This is a genomic window from Sphingobium sp. L-44 (genome assembly GCF_056859495.1).
Map to the genome: position 1 here is coordinate 120455 of NZ_JBSXOQ010000080.1, position 15001 is coordinate 135455.

General features: G+C 61.6%; 11 protein-coding genes and 1 tRNA gene. 9 read left to right on the forward strand and 3 right to left on the reverse strand.

Annotated elements, in window-relative coordinates:
* Positions 1-44: 44 nt before the first annotated feature.
* Both AC13EK_RS09545 and hspQ read right to left on the reverse strand, forming a co-directional pair.
* A complete protein-coding gene (locus tag AC13EK_RS09545; protein ID WP_069335461.1) occupies positions 45-833 on the reverse strand; it encodes a GDSL-type esterase/lipase family protein in 789 nt (262 codons plus the stop codon).
* Positions 790-1161 (reverse strand): heat shock protein HspQ, encoded by a 372-nt coding sequence (gene hspQ / locus AC13EK_RS09550; RefSeq protein WP_004210078.1) that lies wholly within the window; start codon positions 1159-1161, stop codon positions 790-792. Before hspQ ends, AC13EK_RS09545 begins: the two co-directional genes overlap by 44 nt.
* A gap of 146 nt (positions 1162-1307) precedes the next feature.
* On the opposite strand from hspQ, the gene AC13EK_RS09555 reads away from it, so the two are divergent.
* Positions 1308-1397, forward strand: a tRNA-Ser gene (locus tag AC13EK_RS09555).
* 95 nt (positions 1398-1492) lie between these two features.
* A complete protein-coding gene (locus AC13EK_RS09560) occupies positions 1493-1984 on the forward strand; it encodes a hypothetical protein (RefSeq protein WP_483022171.1) in 492 nt (163 codons plus the stop codon).
* A gap of 5 nt (positions 1985-1989) precedes the next feature.
* Here AC13EK_RS09560 and AC13EK_RS09565 read toward each other — a convergent pair whose 3' ends face one another.
* A complete protein-coding gene (locus AC13EK_RS09565) occupies positions 1990-3066 on the reverse strand; it encodes an IS1595 family transposase (protein WP_483022172.1) in 1077 nt (358 codons plus the stop codon).
* 100 nt (positions 3067-3166) lie between these two features.
* Here AC13EK_RS09565 and AC13EK_RS09570 point away from each other — a divergent pair, with 100 nt between their 5' ends.
* From AC13EK_RS09570 to AC13EK_RS09600, 7 genes are all read left to right on the forward strand, one after another.
* Positions 3167-3484, forward strand: a complete 318-nt coding sequence (locus tag AC13EK_RS09570; RefSeq protein ID WP_483022173.1) for a DUF6471 domain-containing protein — start codon at positions 3167-3169, stop codon at positions 3482-3484.
* 88 nt (positions 3485-3572) lie between these two features.
* Positions 3573-5597, forward strand: a complete 2025-nt coding sequence (locus AC13EK_RS09575; RefSeq protein WP_483022174.1) for a type I restriction-modification system subunit M — start codon at positions 3573-3575, stop codon at positions 5595-5597.
* Positions 5594-6787, forward strand: coding sequence for a restriction endonuclease subunit S domain-containing protein (locus AC13EK_RS09580; protein ID WP_483022175.1), 1194 nt, complete (start codon positions 5594-5596; stop codon positions 6785-6787). The genes AC13EK_RS09575 and AC13EK_RS09580 overlap by 4 nt, the downstream gene beginning before the upstream one ends.
* On the forward strand, positions 6784-10035 hold the full coding sequence (locus AC13EK_RS09585) for a type I restriction endonuclease subunit R (RefSeq protein WP_483022176.1): 3252 nt from the start codon (positions 6784-6786) through the stop codon (positions 10033-10035). Before AC13EK_RS09580 ends, AC13EK_RS09585 begins: the two co-directional genes overlap by 4 nt.
* On the forward strand, positions 10032-10853 hold the full coding sequence (locus AC13EK_RS09590) for a hypothetical protein (protein ID WP_483022177.1): 822 nt from the start codon (positions 10032-10034) through the stop codon (positions 10851-10853). The genes AC13EK_RS09585 and AC13EK_RS09590 overlap by 4 nt, the downstream gene beginning before the upstream one ends.
* A gap of 13 nt (positions 10854-10866) precedes the next feature.
* On the forward strand, positions 10867-13566 hold the full coding sequence (locus AC13EK_RS09595) for a UvrD-helicase domain-containing protein (RefSeq protein WP_483022178.1): 2700 nt from the start codon (positions 10867-10869) through the stop codon (positions 13564-13566).
* Positions 13567-13848: 282 nt separating this feature from the next.
* Positions 13849-14886 carry a tyrosine-type recombinase/integrase gene (locus tag AC13EK_RS09600; protein WP_483022179.1) on the forward strand — a complete coding sequence of 346 codons (1038 nt, stop codon included), beginning with the start codon at positions 13849-13851 and terminating at the stop codon, positions 14884-14886.
* The last annotated feature ends 115 nt before the right edge of the window (positions 14887-15001 follow it).

Sequence of the window (15001 nt, forward strand, 5' to 3'; positions counted from 1 at the left end):
TGTTGCTGGCGCTTGGATCAATCTTAAACTGGCCGGCAGGACGGTCAGGAATCGCGGCCGGTGGCCGCATCCGCCAGCACGGCATGGTCCAGATAGGCGTCGACCAGCCTGGTCCAGCGCTCGTAACCGCGCGGATTCATGTGCAAACCATCGGCACGGAACAGCGATGCATCGGGCAGGCCGTCGGTGGCGAGCAAGGGGCGGCCGACATCGAGATAATCGAACTTCATCGCCTTGCTGCGCGCCGAAACGGTCATGTTGACCGCCGCCATCTGGGGCCAGAGCGTCCAGCGGATCGGGCTGGGCTTGAGCGAGAGATAGGCGATATGCGCCCTGGGATAGTCGGCGCGAAGCTGGCGGAGCAGGGTCAGCACGTCGCGCGCGACCTTGTCCGGCGTGGCGCCGGCGGCCAGGTCATTCTCGCCGACATAGACGATGATCGAGCGTGGCTTGGCCTTGGGCAGCAGCCGTTTGTAATAATGCAGCACGTCGGGGGTGGTCGCGCCGCCAAAGCCGCGATTGACCGTACCGATATCGGTGAAGCTGCCCTTGATGTCCCACAGGCGGATGCTGGAACTGCCCAGGAACAGCGTGGCGTCGGCGACTGGCGGGCCGGCCGCTTCCGCTTTCGCAAAGGCGGCGATCTCGTTGGAGAAGGGGAAGGTCGGGTCGGCATTGGGAACCGCGACCTTGTCCGGCGCCGGGGCCTGCGTCGGCAACGGGGCAGCCTGCAACGGCCCGGCCGCGGCGAGCAGCAGGGCAAGGCCCAGCGCCGCCCGCCGGTGCGGCTCAGTGCCGGTGGCGCGGGCGCAGCTGATATTTGCCATCCGCATAATCGCCGAACAGGCCGGTGATCGCCGGGTGATCGACCGGCTCCTCGCTGTCGTCGGCCACCAGATTCTGCTGGCTGACATAGGCGACATAGCTGTTTTCGCCATTTTCGGCGAGCAGGTGGTAGAAGGGCTGCTGCTTGTCTGGTCGGGCATGTTCGGGGATCGATTCATACCATTCCTCGCTGTTGGCGAAGACCGGGTCGATGTCGAACACCACGCCGCGAAAGCCGAAGCTGCGATGCTTGAGGACATCGCCGATGCTGAAGCGGGCATGGACGACCGGCGGGGCGGTGATGCCGGTACCGATATTCTGAATCGTGACTTTCATATGACCAATTTAGGGTGCCCGCGCAGGGAGACAAGAAAAATACCGAAAAGGGTGCTTGGCAAGGATGGAATCATTCGCTAATGGGCGCCCCTCGACCCGATCGGTGCGGCATTTTTCCTTGCGGTTCAATGCTTCCGGTCTTCTGCGGAGAGGTGGCAGAGTGGTCGAATGCACCGCACTCGAAATGCGGCGTGCCCGTGAGGGTACCGAGGGTTCGAATCCCTCCCTCTCCGCCAGATCTTCGGCATAATGTCGCAGCTGAACCAAGGATTTTTAACGCTCCCGTGCCATTACACTCCGCCTGATCGAAGCTGGGGTAGGATGAATTGCGGTGGGCCAGACGAACCTGAAGCACGCACTTGAACGCAAGTACGCGCTGCTGGCAGGAGAGCTAAAGGATAAGCAGGGCGAGGTCGCCAAGATCCAGACCCTCTTCGAGCAGTTGCCGACCTTGAGCGCACGCGCGCAGCGGATCGAACGTCTGCTCGAATGCGCCGAGGAGCTGCTGAAGGAGATCGATCCGGCCTGGGCGCCTGCAAAGGTCAAGGCCGTCCGCCCGAACGTCCACAAGGCGCCGGTCGGGATAGGCCGCATCAGCAAGACGGCGCTCGACGTCATGCGACAGGCCGGCATTCCGCTCACGATCAGCGAGATCACCGATCGGCTTCTAGCTCAGGAAGGTGTCGGCGAGGTAGATCCACAGACGCGTCAGCGGATCAGGAACTCTGTGGACTCGACGCTAAGACAGAAGGCCAAAAAGAACATCGTCGCTCACGACGGGGCCGCCTTCGCACGGAAGTGGAACATCGTGTCCCGCCACTGACCCGGTCAGTGGAGGCCAGCGAAGATATCTCCGAAGAGACTGTCCACATGGTTCGCGCTGCCGCGCTGCCAGTATCCCGAGAACGACCGAGACTGTGGGGCCGCCAGGACAGCCTTCAGAAGATCATGGGTCTGCGTGAGGTGATCGACACTCCGCTTCACCTCGCGCCATGCCCCGTCACTGGCATATCGCAGCAGATAGCGTCCGGCGATGTGGTGGTGTGTGCCAGTTTCCATGCGGCGCAGACGCGAGAAGAAGCTCTCCATCTGGTTGGTGTTGATGACGTTCTTCTCACCCGTCGCATAGAGCTCGGAATGGTTGACCCGCTTTACGTCATGCGTGGCGTGAAGATCGTCCCACGCGGGCGCTTCATCAGCATACACCGTCGCCATAATGTCGATGCTTTCGGAGAGCCATGCGCAAGCCTGGTCCTCGGTGTCGAGCACACCGACGATCATCCGACCGCCTTCCCTACGCTCGCGGGCACCGACGACCACGCGCCGCTTGCCGTTGAGATTGGCCTTCAGGCGACGATCGACGCGATTGATCTTGCGGTTCTCGGGCTTGATGTAGCCGCCGAACCACCCGCCATCGATCTCGACGTCACCGGTGAGGCGTTCGTCCCGCATGGAGTGCAGGATGCCTTCGCGATACTTCTGCTGAAGCACGTAGCCGGTCTTATATTCGAAATCGACGTCGGCGGTCAGGTCGATGGCGTTGTTGCCCTTCGCCCCCTTCGTGAACGAGCGTGCCGCAGACAGCATCTGCTTGAAGCTGAGCTTGTGGTGCGCGAGCGGCGTGCCGCTCGTGATGGAGAACTGCTTGCGGCACTTGGCGGCCTTGCACTTCCAGCGACGCTGATTCTCCAAGTACCAGTGCTCGTGCGAGCCGCACCAAGGGCAGACGGGCTCGCCATCGGTCGCGGGCCAGCGCATCTTCCGGAACAGCGCTTCCGCATCCTCCTCGGTGATCTTCTCGAGCTTGGACAGCGGAAAAGTGCGCCAGGCCTTTGACTGCCGGAAATGCGAGCCGGACGCTCTGCGCGTCCTCCTTGCCTTTCCGGTATCACCTGCGCTACTCATAGTCTCGTTTATGACACCAAGACAGTGTCGGCGCAAGAGGAAAGTCGCACATGCGATACCTAGGGTTTCACAATCGGCACTCCTTGGCTGGTCAGCATCCATGAGCGTCCCACTCGGAGAGGCCGATTGGGAAGCGCTTGCGCGCAACATGCTGCGCGCCGAACTGATGAGGCGTGGCCTCAGCTACGCCCGCCTGGTCGAGGCTCTGGCCGCAATCGGGGTCGAAGAGACCGAAGCTGCGATCAAGAACAAGGTCTCGCGCGGCCGCTTCCCGTTCGTGTTCTTCCTGCAGGCCATGGTCGCGATCGGCGCCGAGTGGATGCAGGTCCCTGGTGCCGCTGCGCTGCTGGAAGGCGAGGGACTCGGCCAAGGTGGCGCCCAGGCACTCGCGAGGACTCGGAAGGATCCAACCACCTGATACCCCTGCGACCGTTTGGCCGCCGGCGTCGCCCATCCTAGAACCATCTCAGACGCAGCGGTCGAGATGAAGGACGAGAAGAGAGAGCATGACTGATAACCGAACCGCCCGAAGCACGTCCCTCGTCGACTTCATCTGGAAGAACGCTGACGATCTCTGGGGCGATTTCAAGCACACCGACTTCGGCAAGGTCATCCTGCCCTTCACGCTTCTCCGGCGTCTCGAATGCGTGCTCGAACCAACCCGCGAGCAGGTTCAGGAAACCAACGCCGCCATGGCCGACCAAGGCATCGACATTGATGTCGTGCTGCGGCAGCTGACGGGTTACCCCTTCTACAACACGTCGAACTATTCGCTGGCCACGCTGGGCGGCAGCCGCACGCGCCAGAACCTTGAGGATTACGTCAGCAAGTTCAGCGACAACGCGCGCGTGATCTTCGAGCAGTTCGATTTCGCCAACACGATCGCGCGGATGGAGAAGCAGGGCGTCCTGTTCAAGATCTGCCAGAACTTCGCCGGCATCGACCTGCACCCGGACGAAGTGCCCGAGCGGGTCATGAGCAACGTCTACGAGCACCTCATCCGCCGTTTCGGCGCCGAGGTGAACGAGGCGGCCGAGGACTTCATGACGCCCCGCGACGTCGTCCACCTGGCGATCGAGCTGTTGCTCGATCCGGATGACGAGCTGTTCGTCAACAACCCCGGCCTGATCCGCACCCTTTACGACCCGACCTGCGGCACCGGGGGCTTTCTGTCGGATGGCATGGAGCATGTGCAGAACCTGCGCGACCGCTACAGCATCGCGCCTGTCGTCGTCCCCTATGGCCAGGAGCTCGAGCCGGAGACGCACGCCGTCTGCCTCGCCGGCATGCTGCTGAAGACGTTGGAGTCCGATCCCGGCCGGGATCTGTCGAAGAACATCAAGCTGGGCAGCACGCTGTCGAACGACCAGCACGATGGCGAGCGTTTCCACTACGGCATCTCCAATCCTCCGTTCGGCAAGAAGTGGGAGAAGGATCAGGCCGCGGTTGTCCGCGAGCACAACGACCGAAAGTTCGAAGGGCGATTCGGTCCCAAGCTCCCGCGCGTGAGCGACGGTTCGATGCTGTTTCTGCTGCATCTGATCAGCAAGCTGGAGCTGCCCGAGCGGGGCGGTGGCCGCGCCGCCATCGTGCTGTCGGGCTCGCCGCTGTTCAACGGCAATGCCGGGCAGGGCGAGTCCGAGATCCGGCGCCACCTGCTCGAGAACGATTACGTTGAGGCGATTATCGCGCTGCCGACGGAAATCTTCTTCCGCACCGGCATCGGCACCTACATCTGGCTCCTCTCCAACAAGAAGCCCGAGGCGCGCCGTGGCAAGATACAGCTGATTAACGCTACCCAGCTGTTCACGCCTATGCGGAAGAGCGAGGGCAACAAGCGGCGCATGATCAGCCCGGAGCAGACGCGCCAGATCGTGGAAGCCTATTCGGCTTTCGAGCCGACGAAGACCAGCCTGATCTTAAACCATCGCGAGTTCGGCTATCGCCGCGTCAAGGTCCTGCGCCCGCTGCGCATGAAGGTCGTGGTGTCGGAAGAGGGTTTCGCCAAACTCGCCGACGAAAAGGTCTGGAACAGGCTCACCGACGCTCAGCGCGAGGGATGGACGGCGCTCCTGATGCAGCACGCCGGCGTGGAGCAGGAGGTGCCCTGGCTGGAGCCGTTCGCCAAGGCTGCCGCGAAGAGGGATGGCACGCTCGGGAAGGCATCGAAGCCGCTCACCAAGGCATTCCTGGCGGCGTTCGGCCAGCGCGATCCCGAGGCTGATCCGGTGACCGATGATGATGGGAATGTCATCGCGGATGACCAGCTCACCGACTTCGAGAACGTGCCGCTCGACACGCCGATCAGCGTCTACATGGCGGCCGAGGTGCTGCCGCATGCGCCGGATGCGTATGTCGACCAGAGCTATCGGGATGAGCAGGACGGCGAGGTCGGCGTCGTCGGCTATGAGATCAACTTCAACCGCTACTTTTACGAATATCAGCCGCCTCGGGAGCTGCATGTGATCGACGAGGAGTTGAAGACGGTGGAAGCGGAGATCGCTGCCGTGCTGGCGGAGGTGACGGAATGACGACTCGCCTTCGTTTCAAGAACTTTCTCCGTGAACGAGACGCTCTTTCCAAGACTGGACAAGAATCCCTCTTGTCTGTCTCGGAATACTACGGCGTCCAGCCTCGCGCCTCAGTTTTCTCGGAGGATCGTCAAGAAAGTCGCGCAGACAGCCTTGAAGGTTATCGCCTCGTCCAGCCTGGCGACTTTGTCATGAATTATATGCTAGCATGGCGAGGAGCATATGGTGTCTCCGATCATGCGGGCATCGTCAGCCCGGCCTATTCTGTATTCGAAGTTGATCGGAATGTCGTTGATCTACGATACCTCCATCATCGCACCCGTTCTAAGGACATGCAGGCTACGTTCCGCTGTAATTCCAAAGGGATTATGGAATCACGACTCCGACTCTATCCGGACAACCTTCTATCGATCAGCATTGAGCTTCCGCCACTACCGGAACAGGTTATCATCGCTGCCTTTCTCGATCGTGAGACAACACGCATCGACAGCCTGATCGAGAAGAAGGGTCGTTTCATCGACCTCCTTCGAGATCGACTGGTCGTAGATGCCATCCAGGCAACCGCTCCCCGTGCGGACTGGCCCTCCGTTCCTTTCTGGACGGTCGCCTCCGCCAAGAGCATTTCCGGCGTGACGGGTGAGGGGCTCTTGTCTGTCTACCTTGATCGAGGTGTGATTCCGTATTCCGAAGGGGGCGGCCTCGTTCACAAGCCAGCGGAAAGCCTGGAAAAATATCAGCTTGTCGAACCCGGCGACTTCGTCATGAACAACCAGCAGGCATGGCGCGGCTCAGTTGGTGTATCCGCCCATCGCGGCATCGTAAGCCCAGCCTACCTAATCTTCGAACTCGACGGAACGAAGATCGACCCCGCCTTCGCCAACTACGCTTTCCGCAGCAAGCCGTACGTCGAGCAGTTCATGCTTGCATCGATGAGCGTCGGCGACATCCAGCGGCAGATCAAGTGGCATCTCCTAAGGCGTGTCCCTGTGTCGCTCCCGCCGCTGGAAGAACAGCGGGACATCGCCGCCCGGCTGGACCGCGAGAAAGCCCGCATCGATCTGCTCATAGCCAAGACCGAGCGCAGCATTGAGCTGCTGAAGGAGCACCGCTCCGCGCTCATTACCGCCGCCGTCACTGGCAAGATCGACGTGCGCGGCTTCGCCGCCAAGAACATGAAGGCCGCCGCATGAGCGAAGCGCATCACGAAAAGCCGTTCGAGAACTATGTCGTCGACAAGCTGGTCGCCCAAGGATGGCTGCTCGGCGACACGAGCGGCTATGACAAGGACTATGCCCTCTATCCCGAGGATCTCGTCGCCTGGCTGAAGGACACCCAGCCGGCGAAGTGGGAGCGGCTCCTGGCCCTCAATGGCGAGAAGGCGCCGAAGGTCCTGATGGACCGGCTGGAGAAGGCGCTGGAGAAGCAGGGCACGATCCAGGTCCTGCGCCGCGGCTTCGACATCGCCGGCTGCGGTCACATCGACGTGAGTGAAGCCGCCCCCGAGGATCAGCGCAACAAGGACGTGCTGCATCGCTACGCTTCCAATCGCCTGCGCGTGGTGCCGCAGCTCCGCTACCACCCCAGCAAGGAGTATGCGATCGACCTCGGCCTGTTCATCAACGGACTGCCGGTCGGCACGGTCGAGATCAAGACGGACTTTACCCAGTCCGCTGACGCGGCGAAGGAGCAGTATAAGCAGGACCGGCTGCCGGTCGATCCGCAGACCAAGCGCATCGAGCCGCTGCTCACCTTCAAGCGCGGCGCCGTCGTCCACTTCGCAATGTCCGACAGCGTCATCTGGATGACGACCAAGCTCGCCGGCGAGAACACCTTCTTCCTGCCCTTCAACAAGGGTCGCGCAGGGCACGCCGGCAATCCCGCGCGCGCCGATGGTGAATATCCGGTCGCCTATTTCTGGGAGGAGATCTGCCAGCGCGACGCGTGGCTGCGCATCTTCCACAGCTTCGTCTACGTCGAGAAGAAGGACGTGGTCGATCTGAAGGGAGCCTGGTCCAAGAAGGAGACGCTGATCTTCCCGCGCTTTCACCAGTGGGACGCGGTCAATGCCATGATCGCCGATGCGGCGCAGAATGGGCCCGGCCAAGCCTATCTGTGCGAGCACAGCGCCGGCTCGGGGAAGACGTCGACAATCGCCTGGACGGCACACGATCTCATCAAGCTCCGCCGTGACGACGGCACCCCGATCTTCAACTCGGTCATCGTCGTGACCGACCGGACGGTGCTCGACGGCCAGCTGCAGGACGCGATCCAGCAGATCGACCACCAGACCGGCCTCATCGCCGCGATCGACCGGGACACCTCGTCCAAGTCGAAGAGCCAGCAGCTGACTGAGGCGCTGCTCGGGGGCGTGCCGATCATCATCGTGACGATCCAGACCTTCCCTTATGCGATGGAAGCTATCCTCACCGACAAGTCGCTGAAGGAGAGCAACTTTGCGGTGATCATCGACGAGGCGCACACGTCGCAGACCGGCACCACCGCGTCGAAGCTGCAGGCGACGCTCGCGCTGTCGTCCAAGGCTGGCATGGAGAAGATGACGGTCGAGGAGCTGCTGACGGAGATCCAGAACTCGCGCGTGCGGCCTAAGAACGTGTCGCAGTTCGCCTTCACCGCGACGCCCAAGCACTCGACCATGATGCTGTTCGGCCGGCCCAAGGATCCGACCAAGCCGGCGTCGAAAGACAACCTGCCGGACTCGTTCCACAAGTATCCGATGCGCCAGGCGATCGAGGAAGGCTTCATCCTCGACGTGCTCGAGGGCTACATCCCCTACAAGACCGCGTTCAACCTCGGCAAAGAGATGGTCGACACCAAGCGGGTCGACGGCAAGGCCGCCAAGCGCGCGCTAGCCAAGTGGATGACCCTGCACCCGACCAACGTGGTGCAGAAGGTCCAGTTCATCATGGAGCACTTCGCCAAGAACGTCGCACACCTGCTCGACGGCAAGGCCAAGGCGATGGTGGTGACGAGCTCGCGTGCTGCCGCCGTGCGTTACAAGAAGGCGTTCGACTCGTTCATCGAGACTCATCCCCAGTATAAGGGCATCCACACCCTGGTGGCCTTCTCGGGCCAGCTCACGGGCAAGGAGGTGATGCACTTCGACGATGCTCTGCTGAAGGGCGACACGTTCGTCGTCGACGAGGAAGCGGTGTTCTCTGAAGACACCATGAACCCGGCCGTGAAAGGCCAGGACCTGCGGATCGTGTTCGACCGCCCGGAATATCGGGTCATGCTGGTCGCGAACAAGTTCCAGACCGGCTTCGACCAGCCCAAGCTCGTCGCCATGTATCTGGACAAGAAGATCGCCAACGACGTTGAGATCGTCCAGACGCTCTCGCGTTTGAACCGGACCTTCCCCGGCAAGGACCGCACGTTCGTCATCGACTTCGCCAACGATCCCGAGACGGTGCTACGCGCCTTCGCCCGCTATGATGCCGGCGCTGAGGTCGAGGACGTGCAGGACCTCAACGTCGTCTACGAGATCAAGGACAGGCTGGACGAGGCTGGCGTCTACACCACCACCAACCTCGAAGCGTTCAAGGCGGCCCGCTTCAAGACGGCCCAGGCGTTCGCGGTTGGCAGCGAGCCGCAGCACAAGGAGCTGTTCGCCGCGACGCAGGCACCAACAGACTCTTTCAATGAAATGCTGAAGGCGCGGCGACAGGAGGTGCGCGCCGCCGAGATCGCCTACCAGAACGCCAAGGACATCGGTGACCAGGACGGCATGAAGGCCGCTGATCACCGCCGCGGACTGGCCGATGGTGCGATCGGCTCGCTCACCGAATTCAGGGCCGGCCTGGAGCGCTTCTGCCGGACCTATGCCTATATCGCGCAGCTGATCGAGCTGAACGATCCCGAACTGGAGAATTTCGCCACCTTCGCCAAGCTGCTGGCGAACCGGCTGGACGGGGTGACGCCTGACGAGATCGACCTGAAGGGTCTCACCCTCACCGGGTTCGAGATCAAGCCTAGGGACGGCGCCACGGGCGGCAATCCCACGCCCCCTGCTGATGACGAGCTGGTCCTGAAGCCGGTCGGATCAGGCGGTTCGCCAATGCCTGGCAGCACGCCCGTCTACCTGCTCGAGCTCATCCGCCGCCTGAACAGCCTGTTCGGTGAAGCCGCGCCTCTCAGCGACCAGGCGCACTTCGTCAATCAGATCGCATCCATCGCGCAGGAAAACGAAGTCGTGATGGCTCAGGTCGGGCAGAGCGGTAAGGAGCTCGCCATGAAAGGCAACCTCCCCGGCGCGGTCCAGAGTGCCGTCGTGCGCTCAATGACGTCGAACAACGCCTTGGCGAAGCTGCTTCTCAAGGGCGACAAGCAGGCCATGGGGATCCTGACCGACATCATCTACGATATCCTCAAGTCGGGCGAGAAGCTCGATCTGGATGATCTTCCCGGTGCCGTGGCATGAAGACGTCGGACGAGAAATACGGCAAGGCCACGCTCCGTATAGGCCAGAACAAGGACGGCGCTTGGATCGGCGTCGTCATCCTGGGTGGGAAGGTCGTGGGCGAGAAGCTGCACGACGAGGATCGGAACCGCCTCCGTGCCCGCCTCATGAATCTCGCCGGTACCGTGCATCCGAACTACTTCGGGATCGACGGAGCGATCGCGCGCTTCCTCCAGTTCATGCCCGGCGGTTTCTCAGGCCAGCGCTACACCGCTCACGATGGCGAACGTCGCTACAAGGTCGATGCGCACAAGACGCTGACGGCGCTCCTGCCGCTAGCTGCGGCAGTGAACGCGACAGATGCCCACGGGAAGACGCTGGCGGCAGCGTTCAAGAAGGATCAGCTGTGGACGCACATGCCATCGCTCCAGGAGTCGACCAGGCTCCGCGAGGTTCTGGCGGAGCATGGCGGAGCATTTCTTCGGGCGGCTGCCGCATTCGCCGATGGCGACTTCAACACCGGGATCGCCGGCATGCGGAATGCTATCGCGCCGCATGGAACGCTGACCTGGCCGATCGCCACCTACCTGCCGTTCCTGTGGTTACCCAATCAACACATGTTCCTGAAGCCCACGGCCACCCGCGACTTCGCAGAGCGGATCGGCCATCGCTTCGCGATCGAGTATGACTCGGAGATCACGGCGGACGTGTATCGCAGCCTGCTCGATCTGGCAGACCATACGGCAAGCGGGATCGCACAGCTTGGGCCCGCAGATCGCATCGATGTGCAGAGCTTCATCTGGGTCGTAGGGGAGTATCGCGAAGAGAACCTCCCGTGACGGGCTGCGGGCGGTGATCGAGTGGCTGGCCCTCGGGGCGGTCGCCCTTGTCGGAAGCATGTTCGGCTCCGACGACAAGCGACCATCCTACGGTGGCGGTTCGTCGACGCCGTTTGACCCTGATCGATGGCGTCGGGAGCACACTGCCGAGCTTCAGGCGGCCGAGGAGGCATGGCGCTCTTCTTGGGAAGAACATGTGGATCGGGAGCGCTGGATCCCCCAGAGCGTGGCGCACCGCATAGTGCGAGAGCACCCGTTGCCCCGATCACTGTATAGCCGTTTCGAGGTCAGACCTCGGTATATCACCGGATCAAGCACATGGACTGATAAGGAAGCTGGTCTGGCGGCGCTGTTGGCGGAATTTGCAGCACTCAACATCAAGCACCTCGCTTCCAAAAAGGCGGAATTGAAGCCTTTCTTTGACACGGTTGAGTCCTCGCCCTTGACCGACGAACAAGCGGACGCCTGCATCTGCATGGACGACGCGGTGCAGATCGTGGCGGCCGCTGGCTCTGGCAAGACGTCCACGATGGTCGCGAAGACGGGCTATGTTCTCCATCAGGGGCTGGCCAAGCCGGAACAGATCCTGCTGCTCGCCTTCAATACGGACGCGGCCGACGAACTCCGTCAACGGGTGCGTGAGCGTCTGAAGGGCGTCGACGGCATAGAACGAGTCACGGTTAAGACGTTCCACGCGTTCGGCCGGGACGTCATCACCAAGAGGCAGGGCCCTAAGCCGGCCGTGGCGCGCTGGGTCGGCAAGCGACGCAAGGAAAACGAGATGATCGTCAGGATCGTCGAGGATCTGCGCGCTCGTGATCCGGGCTTCGGGGTCGAATGGGACCTGTTCCGGACGGTTTTCGGGCGACCCATCGGTCGCGCCGCCGATCTGATCGAGCCGAAAGACACAGGCCCTGGAGACATTCGCACCGCCAATGGGGACTGGGTGAAGAGCCAGGAAGAACGGCTGATCGCCGACTGGCTGTTCTACCACGGCGTTAGCTATCAGTATGAACGGGACTACCAGCATGACACCCGGACGGCCACGCACCAGCAGTATCGGCCCGACTTCTATTATCCTGATGCCAAGCTCTATCATGAGCATTTCGCCCTCGGGCGCGACGGCTTGCCGCCTCCGCATTTCACCGGCGACTATCTGGCCGGGGTCGCCTGGAAGCGGGAACTCCACGCTGAAAAAGACACGGAACTGTTCGAGACGACCTCGCACGGTATCCGTCATGGCGCTGCTTTCCACGAGCTTGCCGAGGCGCTGAAGTCGCGTGGAGTGGAGCCGGTCTATGATGCGGACCGCCCAGCCAAAGGACAGCCGCCGATGGATACGCTGGCTCTAGCCAACCTTGTGCGCGGCTTTCAGCAGCACGTGAAGGGCGGCGGCACCACGGTGGATGATATCCGTCGCCGTATCGAGGCATCGGATGACGACGCGCACTCGGCGCGCTCCCTGAAGTTCCTGTCCCTATACGAGCGCATCGCGGATGAGTGGGAGCGACGGCTGCGGGATGCGTCGTGCATCGACTTCGACGATATGCTGGTGGAAGCCGCGGCGCTGATCGAGGCCGGAGCTTACGACAGCCCCTACACCATGATCTTCGCCGACGAGTTCCAGGACAGTTCACGCGCGCGGGTCAGGCTTCTGAAGGCGCTGCTCGACCGGACGGACCAACGCGGTCATCTCTGCGTCGTCGGCGACGATTGGCAGAGCATCAACCGCTTTGCGGGAGCCGATCTGGCGGTGATGACGGATTTTGCCGGTACGTTCCCGCACTCCTCGCAATTACGTATGGCAACCACCTTCCGGTGTCCGCAGTCGCTGTGCGACGCCTCAGGCGCTTTCGTTTCCGCGAACCCACGCCAGTTGGAAAAGACCGTGCAGACGACCAACCCCCGGGAGGGGCGGGCGCTCTGGGCCTTCGCCTTCGAATCATCGGAGGAGGCGTTGAAAGGCGTCGAGACGCATCTCGAGCGGCTATACGACAAAGTCCGGAAAGATACTGTTGAACGCTCGGAGGCGCGTCGAATAACGGTAATGCTGCTCGGCCGTTACAATCACGATGAGCCCGAGGAAGAACTCAAAGCCTGGCAACAGGCATTCGGCGACGAGCTCGACATCGAGTTCCGCACGATTCACTCGGCGAAAGGACTCGAAGCCGACTATGTGATGATCCTCAATATGGTCGAAGACAATCTTGGCTTCCCCAGCCAGATCGCTGACGACCCGGTGCTGGTTCTCGCTATGCCCAATGGCGAGGACTTTCCCATGGCGGAGGAACGACGCGTCTTCTACGTCGCGATGACCCGCGCCCGGCGGCAGGTCCGAATATACACCAGGGCGTCCGCACCGTCGCGGTTCCTGATCGAGATGGCTGCGCAAGGTCTGGTGAAGCTGCGACTGGAGGACGGCGGGCAACTTCAGCCGTGCCCCAAATGCCGGAAGGGCGTGTTGACGCAGCGCTCAGGTACCTATGGCGCTTTCGAAGGCTGCGGCGTGTGCGACTTCAAGCGCAATCTCGCCAACGGTGAGGCCCGTCGGCCAAGCAACCGCGTTCATCTCACCACGCCGATGGCTCCTGGGGACAGCTGCCCGACCTGCGTTAAAGGCCGGATGAAGGAGCGCGCGAAAGCGCGCTACAAGCCGATGGTCGGATGCTCAGGCTATCCAAGCTGCAAGACCACCGCCCCGCTTCGAAGGTAGGCAAATGCGAGAGCATGCCTTTCATATTCGGATGCGACACACCGGTCATGCGCGCTGTCGCACGCTCTCCCGGCGTGCCGCCGCAGTGCCTTGGTTCAGCTGCGACATTATGCCGCAGATCTTCGAACGCCAGCGTTCGCGGACGTTCACAAACCATTGATTTCCCTGATGTAAAGCCCTTCCGAAGGCTCACTGGTGTTCGCGCTGGTTCGCACGCGTTCATGGCCATCCATGGCATACGCCATGGTATGACATCCGGAATCCATGGTATCGGAGGCTGCAATGCTGAATGACGCGAAGCTGAAGGCCGCGAAGCCCCGAGAGAAGGATTATCGACTAAGCGATTCTGGACAGCTTTACGTTCTCGTGACGCGTGCAGGGGGACGGCACTGGCGAATGAATTATACGTTCGGCCGTAACGAGAAAGGCAAGCCGCTTCAAAAGACCTTGAGCTTTGGCTCTTACCCTGCAGTGACGCTCCTTGAGGCTCGGGCAAAACGGGATGAAGCGAAACGCCTTCTCAGCCAAGGTCGAGATCCGGCAATCGCGCGTCGCGAAGCTGAAAAAGCCGAAGCGATAAAACGGCACAACAGCTTTCAAGCGATCGCAGAGGATTGGTTCGAGCTCCAGAGCGGCTGGTCGTTGGAACGTTTGCATGCATGGGCCAAGGCAAACGGAAAGTGGAGTTATTCGCAGGCGCAGAACTGGACCGTTGAACCGCTGGCTCGATGGTCGGCGGTTCACTCCGCAGATGTTCTAATCAAGCTTGAGCGGGACATATTTCCACAAGTGGGCAGTGCGCCTATCAGTGAATTGAAGCCTGCTGATATACTCCAAGTGCTCCGCGCGGTTGAAGCGCGAGGTGCGCGGGAAACCGCCCACCGAGATAGGCAGATCATATCAGCGGTATTCATTCACGGTGTCGCAAGCGGCGTGTGCGAGGGAGATCCTGCAGCAAACCTGGCAAAGGCCATGAAGCCAGTGCCCGCATCGCGTCCCCAGCCTTCGATAATCGATGGTTTGGACACTCAAGAAGAACGCATTGGAAAGTTACGTCAGTTGCTGCTCGACTGCGAAGGGGAGCGATGTCGTGCTCAAACCAAGCTCGCGCTGCGCCTGCTGGCCCTTACAGCGGTTCGCCCCGGTGAACTTGCCGGAGCGCGCTGGGCCGAATTTGTTGACCTTGAAGGTGACAAGCCATTCTGGATGATACCGGCCGACCGTATGAAAGGTCAGAAGGATCGAAAGAAGGCGCACTTGGTCCCACTGGCTTGGCAGGCCGTCGAGCTACTGCAGGTCACGTCCGTCAATGTGGTGTAATTTCGGTGCTGGCCATCGGGCTGCATTTTCAGGCGGCCTTGGGTGTAATCTGTAGCGGCTGAACCTCCTCGGTTATGGGTGTGGCAAGGGCGGCCATGCCCTCGATCTGCATGTA